Origin of the sequence: Amycolatopsis arida (assembly GCF_900115565.1) — a bacterium.
In the GTDB taxonomy this organism is placed as follows: Bacteria; Actinomycetota; Actinomycetes; order Mycobacteriales; family Pseudonocardiaceae; genus Yuhushiella; species Yuhushiella arida.
On the sequence record NZ_FOWW01000020.1, the window covers coordinates 1 to 7543 of the forward strand.

General features: G+C 62.1%; 7 protein-coding genes and 1 pseudogene. 4 read left to right on the forward strand and 4 right to left on the reverse strand.

All coding sequences use genetic code 11. From position 1 onward, the window contains the following. The 3 genes from BM051_RS28190 to BM051_RS28200 form a co-directional block, all read left to right on the forward strand. The coding region (locus BM051_RS28190) for an RHS repeat-associated core domain-containing protein (RefSeq protein ID WP_143095737.1) at positions 1-315 on the forward strand (315 nt) is incomplete at its 5' end. 313 nt (positions 316-628) lie between these two features. Continuing rightward, positions 629-1126 (forward strand): RHS repeat-associated core domain-containing protein, encoded by a 498-nt coding sequence (locus BM051_RS30785; protein WP_424923323.1) that lies wholly within the window; start codon positions 629-631, stop codon positions 1124-1126. Between the two features lie 398 nt (positions 1127-1524). Then, positions 1525-2184, forward strand: coding sequence for an RHS repeat-associated core domain-containing protein (locus BM051_RS28200; protein WP_218151709.1), 660 nt, complete (start codon positions 1525-1527; stop codon positions 2182-2184). Between the two features lie 408 nt (positions 2185-2592). Here the strand turns inward: BM051_RS28200 and BM051_RS30560 are convergent. From BM051_RS30560 to BM051_RS30230, 4 genes and pseudogenes are all read right to left on the reverse strand, one after another. Continuing rightward, positions 2593-2817: pseudogene (locus BM051_RS30560) on the reverse strand (hypothetical protein); the annotation flags it as partial. A gap of 220 nt (positions 2818-3037) precedes the next feature. Next, complete coding sequence (locus tag BM051_RS28815) at positions 3038-4198, reverse strand: hypothetical protein (RefSeq protein ID WP_134046549.1); 1161 nt, start codon at positions 4196-4198, stop codon at positions 3038-3040. A gap of 43 nt (positions 4199-4241) precedes the next feature. Beyond that, on the reverse strand, positions 4242-4742 hold the full coding sequence (locus BM051_RS28210; RefSeq protein WP_481725525.1) for a VldE C-terminal domain-containing protein: 501 nt from the start codon (positions 4740-4742) through the stop codon (positions 4242-4244). A gap of 36 nt (positions 4743-4778) precedes the next feature. Then, positions 4779-5579 (reverse strand): HNH endonuclease, encoded by an 801-nt coding sequence (locus BM051_RS30230; RefSeq protein ID WP_243859927.1) that lies wholly within the window; start codon positions 5577-5579, stop codon positions 4779-4781. A 253-nt stretch (positions 5580-5832) separates the two neighbouring features. Between BM051_RS30230 and BM051_RS29335 the strand changes: the two genes are divergently transcribed. Then, positions 5833-6150, forward strand: coding sequence for a hypothetical protein (locus BM051_RS29335; RefSeq protein WP_166677895.1), 318 nt, complete (start codon positions 5833-5835; stop codon positions 6148-6150). Positions 6151-7543 lie beyond the last annotated feature (1393 nt).

Here is a 7543-nt window from a genome sequence, read left to right on the forward strand (position 1 = left end):
CTCAACCTCACCGGCCACCGCTACTACAACCCCACCTGGGGCCGCTTCACCCAACCCGACCCATCAGGCCAAGAACTCAACCCTTACACTTACTCCCAATGCGATCCCATCAACTTGTCCGACCCTACCGGTACGTCGGTACTCGCATGTGTCGGCGGGATCTTTTCGGTCGTTGGTGGAGGACTCGCGGTCGCAGGAGGAATTGCAAGTGCAGTTTCAAGTGGCGGACTGTCTACGCCAGCGTCGTTGGGAATAGCAGGAGCTGGGCTCGGCTTCTTTGGCGCTGGCCTCTCTACCATCGATGCGTGTTTCTGATATGAACACTGGACGAATATGAACACTGGACGAATCTATCTACTGCTCACGGTCTCAGGGATAACCGTTGGCTTGATTGGCCTTGTTCTCTTGGGGCTCAGCGGCGCTCGATGGGCTTGGATCGTGCTTGTTCTTGCTGCAATCGGAGCGGTCATCGGAATTCTCATCGCTCGATTCAGGTAATAGACTGAACAGGAACCGATCACAACCGAGCAAGGTTCCGGCGGCCGAGGAAACTTTCCCCGGCCGCTGGAATTTGTTTCCTTTTTACCAAAAGGCGATGCGCGCTGCGCATCCGCCCCACTCCGTACCGATGCGCAACTCGCGACACTTGCAGCTACAGCCCCTACGGAGCGGCACTGCCCACGGCCCTGTCGCGGGCAAAAACCACTTCCGCTGGATCGGCGCCTACCAACTCCACGGCGGACTCAACCTCACCGGCCACCGCTACTACAACCCCACCTGGGGCCGCTTCACTCAACCCGACCCCACCAAACAAGAAACCAACCCTTACACCTACGCCCAATGCGACCCAGTTAATCAGTCGGACCCCACCGGAGCGCTAACAGGCGTTGAGATTGGTGGCACAGTTGGAGCGGCGGCGGGCGGCTTGTTGGGCGGCGCTCTTACGGCGGGCTGTGTTGCGACAGTTGTCGCATGCTTTGCGGCCGGAGCCGTAATGGGTGCCATGGGCGCAGGTGTGGGTGGCGCTCTGGGTGCCCAGATTGGCGGTGGCACGCGGCGACAAGTATCCTCTGCCGGTCTGCTTGGTATAGCTAGCGGTGTCATAGGAGCATTTAGATGGTGGTAGATGATTGAACGACGACGGCGCAAGTTACTCGTGAAGAGCATCCTTCCTCAAGCTGCGATCGTGATAGCGTTATTCGTCATGGCTCTAATTCTTCGCGATAGGGCACCGTGGCTCATTATTGTAGCCGGAGGATACGCTGGAGTAAGCGTGAGCATGACCTATATTGCGTACAGAAATAAGTTGTAGCAAACTTGAGGCTGGAGGGTCCCGAGAGTATGCATGTTTGGACTTTCGGGACTCATCCAGTTCCGCAAGAACGTCTCGCTGATTCCCAGATCCTTGGCAGCAACGCGATCGGCCGGCTTCTCCCGCCGCCGCGCCAACTCAACCGCGCGCTGCCGAAACTCCGGCGGATGTGGTGCAGGCATGATCCCATCCTCTCGCCCACCGCGCCCAAGGTGTCCGGAGAAGGGGGTCAACCGCACGCCCATGTGTTCGGCCACACCGCCCTGGGCACCACCCAGGTCACCACCGATGGCCAGCGCACCAGCTACACCCGTGACCCCAAAGGCACGTTGATCACCCAGAAAGCCGCCGACGGGACCCGTTACAACCTCATCACCGACTACCAAGGCAGCGTCCTCGCCCTGCTCGGCACCAACGGGGAACTCGCCGCCACCTACACCTACAGCCCCTACGGCACCGTCAACGCCCAAGGCCCCGCCGCGGGCAAGAACCACTTCCGCTGGATCGGCACCTACCAACTCCACCGCGGACTCAACCTCACCGGCCACCGCTACTACAACCCCACCTGGGGCCGCTTCACCCAACCCGACCCCACCGGCCAAGAAACCAACCCTTACACCTACAGCAACTGCGACCCCATCAACCGGTCGGACCCGACGGGTGCCTATGGACTCGGTGATTTCGTCGGTACCGTAGCCGACTATGTGGAGGTTGGTGCGGCTGTGGGCGCAGCCGCTGGGTGCGTAGTGGGCGCAGTGTCGAGCGCCGGTCCGGGCTGTGTCCCAGGCGCGGGCATCGGCGCGGTCGGAGGCTCTCTGTTCGGATTAGGATTCGGCATCGGGCGGGGGCTAATCAATCTATCCGGCGGCTAGAACGCTAACAAGATAAAAGCATTGAGTAGGATGAGGGAAACCGACGTAATGGTGGCCCTCATCCTACTCAACATCATCGCCTGGCAGTTCTATGCTAATATTGACAGCCTATAATACTTCATGTAGGCGAAATCGATCAAGTGCCCGTATTACATGGAGGTGTGGCTAATCGTGAATAGGAACAAGCGTAGAACCGTTGTGGCAATTTGTGCAATTCTAGCTTCAGGGCTGATATTTGGCGTTCTGTCCGCGGTTGCGGACGTGCCATCACATTACTCTCTCATCGTCGTTGCAGTGCTTGCGGCACTCATGGCGTTCCTGGCCGTTAGATACCGATGGTTTCATCAAGATTAATGCCAGGGCCAGATCCAGTTCGACACGAACCTCCCGGTTCCTTGATGTCTTACCTCAGGTGAGGGCGTGGTGGTGGGGCCGAGTGCTGCCGATGAGGTTGCGCCCGATGGGATCGACTTGGACGGGTTGGTGGCCGAGATGGCTATTCCGACATAGGTGATTCGGTCGGCGCCCGTGCCGAAGAACACGAGGTCGCCGGGACGCGGTGGGTTGTCCTGCGGGGAGTTGCGGGCCGGCGTTGCACTGCGCTTGCGCAGTGCGGGGCAGGGTGATGCCGGCAGCGGCGTAGGCGGCCTTGGTGAGCCCTGAGCAGTCGAAACCGCGCTCGCCATGGCCGGGACCGGCGACTGGCGGAGGAGACTTATTTCTGGGGGTGCTCCATTACTTCGCACCTGTGTGAATATGGGCTGGTGACTCGCACCGTGATGTTGGCGATGGTGGTGCGGCAGGACGAGGCTGGTCTGGTTCGGGCAGGTGAGGTGGGGTCGTTGTCAGCTGATCATTGTTGCAGCTCAGGACGACGGTGTACGTCGGCGTCGAGCGCAGCGCATACACGGTAGAGATAGTGGTAGCTGGCGAACTTGTCATCTCGCCAGCCTTGTGAAATGGGGTTCGTCACCAGGTTGATTGCGATCGAGCCTGCGCTCGACAGGATGGCCGTCAGGAGCACGGGTGCTCCGGCCAGTCCGCCAACTGCTGTGCTGGCACCTGCCGCAGTCACCGTGGAGATCACTCGACGTGACCAGCCCCGCAGCACGCCACGCCCGGCCCTGGTCATGTCCGCAATTGCCTCTTTCAGGTCGCGGCGGACGGAGCCCTCGATGTCCTCTGGCCGTTCATAGTGTGAGCTCTCGATAAGCCTCTCCACGGCATTCACGAGTCGTCGACGTTCGTCGTCGTAACGTTCGCGAAAGTTGATCAATGCAGCCGTATCCACTCCGGGTGCCGGATTCGGAAGTAGTTGGCCCACGTCAATCTGATGCAGGAGATGGTCGGCTCGGGGGACGACGGCGCAATGTTGAACGATGTCACCAATTGCCCGCCTGTCGTGGTGCGGCACCAGCAGTGGACGGACCGGGTCACGGTGTGCCTGTGCCGCAAGGCCGTAACCTGTGCCCACTAGGAGCGCAGCCTGGATGCTCGGACTCCACGCCATCCCGTCAGTGCCAGACCAGTCGTCGACTTCGTCAGACAAGCAACGAGATCGCCAGATCTCATCGAACACTTCGCCGACCAGCCCACGCCAGGCCAAGTGGTCGACCCGCAGGGCCGCCGCGTTACTGCGACTGGTGTCCTCGGCCGTCGTCGCCAGCGGGTGTCTTGTGCACTCGCCGTTGCCCAGGGAATCGGACATCGCCCTTGCCATCGTCAGAATTCGTTGCTTGATCACATCGAAATTCTCGGAGATGTAGTCACTTCTCCCCTCCACCATCGTCCATACCGCGTTCCAGGCGTCACGCTGTACCGAGAAGTCGTTCCAGGTCTCTCGCGCAGGCAAGGGCCGGTATAGACCAGCTTCTGCGGCCCGTCGAACCGGATCTGACAGGTGACCTTCGAATTCGTCCGGTACCAGCGTGCTGATCAGGTCCCGATACAGGATCGCATGGTGCAACACGTCCGATGGCGGGTTGATCGCGGGGAGGTAGAGCAGCTCAGCCACCAGTCAATCCTGAACCACCCCGACACACGGTCGGCGTGCGGCCCTAATACATCGAGACGTGGATGTGGTCGTAGTGGCAGCCGGTGAGGTTAGCGGGGTTGGGGCAGCCGTAGGCGCTGGAGCGGTAGGGTACCCAGCTGGGCTCCTCGGCGGACCAGTATTGGCCTTGCCAGATCAGGTACCGCACTCCGAAGATGGCTTGGTGGGCGATGAGCCAGCTCGTGATCGCCCAGCCTTCGGTGACGGCCTTCTGGTTGTGCGGGGTGAACATGATGTCGCAGGCGCGCCCCTGCGGATGGTCCGAGCTGGGGTTGGCCGGCCGGTGGGCGTAGCAGCCGATGCCGTCCCCAGTCCTACCGGTTGTCTGCAGGGCCTGTACGAGCGCCAATGTGCGTGGGGTGATGCGCCCGCCGCTGGTGGGGTCGTGTACCGAGCACGTCCTGGTCGTCCCGCTATGGAGGCATGAGGCGGCACCACCTGTCGTGGAGGTCTGACACCAGTCGCTGTCCCCCGCGAATGATGGTGGTAGGGACGGTACTCGCACTGCGAGCGGATGAGATCGTGACTGGTCGACAGGAACCTATTCGTGGCGCTGGGGCGTCGGTGGCGTGTCGTCACAGGAGAAGAAGCGTTCGGCGAGTTCGCGGTAGCGCTGGACGTCCGCGCGGTGCTCGGTGCCGTCGAGCGGGGCAGCTCGGCCGGGGAGGTTGGCCAATTCTCGGACGCGTGGTTGGTAGTCGGGGTTCAAGCCCTTGTGACAGGCGCCGCATAGGGTAACTAGGTTTGCCTCGGTCGTTGGTCCGCCCATGCGCCAGGGAATCACGTGGTGCACATGCAGTTCGAGGTCGACGTGATCCCGCGGGCGCCGGCCGCAGATGACACAGCGGTAGTCGTCGCGTTTGAGCACCTGGCCGCGCAGCTTGCGGCTGGGCGCCCGGCGTTCTGCCGCATCATCGTCCAGACCTTCGGTGACGAGGAAGCCCCCGCCACCGTGCAAGATCGTGCCGTCAGGTGCGCACTCCTTCGGGCCGACCTTGTCCGCCAGACGGCGATCGGCGAACTCCTTTTCGACGAGCACATTGCCACCAATGCGCATGAACAGCGCGAGCTGCAGGTCGTCGTGCACCGCGACCCAAGACTGGCCGACCCTCTCCCAGGCGTCGCGCATCCGTTCGGGATCAACTACACGCGCGGCGCGCATCTCCCACCGCGGATGGCGCTCAGACCAGCCGACCCATTCCGAGAACGTGGTCCAGAACGGGCACCCACGGCGGTTTGCTCCCAGCGTGAGGGCGTAGTAGTCCCGCGAAGGATCGAATCGCCACATACCGCTGAATACTGCATCCAGCGGATGGCTGCCCCACGGCGGCTCGTCATCCATAGTGGAACTATGCCACACCGGCCACAGCCGGACGCATACCGCTGGCGGTCCCTGAGCGTGCTCGCGGCAGTCTCCACGCGCACGGCGACCACCGACCACAAACCCGAACCTGCGTGCCAGGCCCCAAGGACATCAGCGCAGGCCCACGAAACGCCCTCGCCCATGTCTGGGCTTGCGCAACTGCCCAGAGCCCACGTACGAAGTGTGCGCTCTGACGTCGGCTTGTCACAGTGGTAAGGCGGGCCTGGTCGCCGTGCTCGGTGAGGAGGCGCTGGACCTTGGGGCGCATGATCCGTCGGTAGCCCCAGCTGTAGCGGACGAACGAAATCGCGATCCGGTCGAACACCCCGTCGTTGGCGTGCTGTCCACGGCAGTAGCGCCAGCGCCGCTGGAAGATGCCCAGGAGGCAGGTGGCCGCGGGAAGGTCAAGGAAGATCACGGTGTCCGCGGCGGCGAGCCGAATCGGCAAGGTGCTGGCGTAATTGCCTTCGACCATCCACCGGGGTCGGCCGACCAGTTCGCGCTGGCGGTCGGCGAATTCCACCTAGCCAACTCAGGCCAGTCGGCGTAGTAGATGCCGTCCAAGTGAGTCACCGGTAGGTCGGACACGGCAGCGAGCTGGTCGGCGAGGCGGGCTTGCCCGAGCCGCCGCAACCAATGACAGTGATTCCGCTAGCGCTGCCTCGGCCTTGCGTGTCGGCGACTACTTGCAAGTACAGGCTGTCCGGTGGTCGGCCGAGCAGAGCGTGGCGTGCGGAGCGGGCGTGGCTGGCGGCGAGGAACCAGTTCAGCCGCAGGTTGCGGCGCAGGATTCTCGTGAGTAGCCGGTCGTGCGTCCAGGGGCTGCTGCTGGAGCAGGTGAGACAGAGGTCGCGGCTCACTGCGCGGTTCGTCAGAGGCCGATCCCGGCGGAGATGATGGATGCGTGGCTGGGGATTGGTGCGACTGGGGTGTGGCTGTTGGTCACGATTGTTCGCGCGCCGAGTGCCAAGCCCAGCTCGCACGGGGATCTGGTGGACGCGAAGACCGCGAGCGGGGCGCGGAGCGCCCCGACGACGTCAGCGGCGTGAGGTGAACGCGGCCGCCCGCCCGGGGCTGGGCGGTCCCCTCGATGTCAAGACAGGTTCGATGGGTGGGAGCTTGGAAGCTGGGCACATCCTTGGGAACCGGTGGTGCTGCGAGACACGCCGGGAGGTTCCGAACCAGTGGCATGGCGTGTCGGGACCCGTGGAACCGTATGAGCAGGCTCTCGGCCGCTGGCGAGAGGTAGACTTGCTGTTCATCCAGGGCAGCACCGGCCCTCCCGGGCCGGTGAGGATCGCAACCGCCTCGAGTGCGCCACCGTTGTTGGCTACGGCGTGGCAGCTACAGTTGCAACAGGCGGTCTCGCCGCCTTTTTGGAGGCGTAGCTATCGGGGTGGGTTTAGGTGGGTTACTCACATGTTAGAATGGATTGTTAATGCCCCAGCGAAGAAAAGGCTCCCACCCAGGGTCGCCGCCACGCACTTTGGCCGGCAAGATTTCGTTCTCGGTCATGATAATACTCGCTTTGGCCACACTGTTCACGGGGCCATCGAGATTCTAACCATCTCGATGGCACTGGTAATCAGCTTTGCAATCCTATTGGTCGGCATAACAGCTACTATCTACTTTGATACGAGAAAAAATAATTAGGCTTGTGCGTTGGCGGCACTGGCGCGGGGTTAACGATCATCTGTCAGTGCCGCCAATTCGCTATCTATCGTATGCGCCAGCTATCGAAGTCATCTGAGCCCGCTCACGCCTTGATCTACCCACAGGGTCTTTCATGTTGCAGAGTAATCGAGCATACTTGACAGCGTGGATTCCCTCGTAACCATTCTCATCACAGTAGCCATCATGATAGTTGCTGTCGGCGTGATGTTGCTGGTGGCCCTGACCCGGAAGGGCTCAGTGACGACCATCACGATGACCACCCGGCGAAT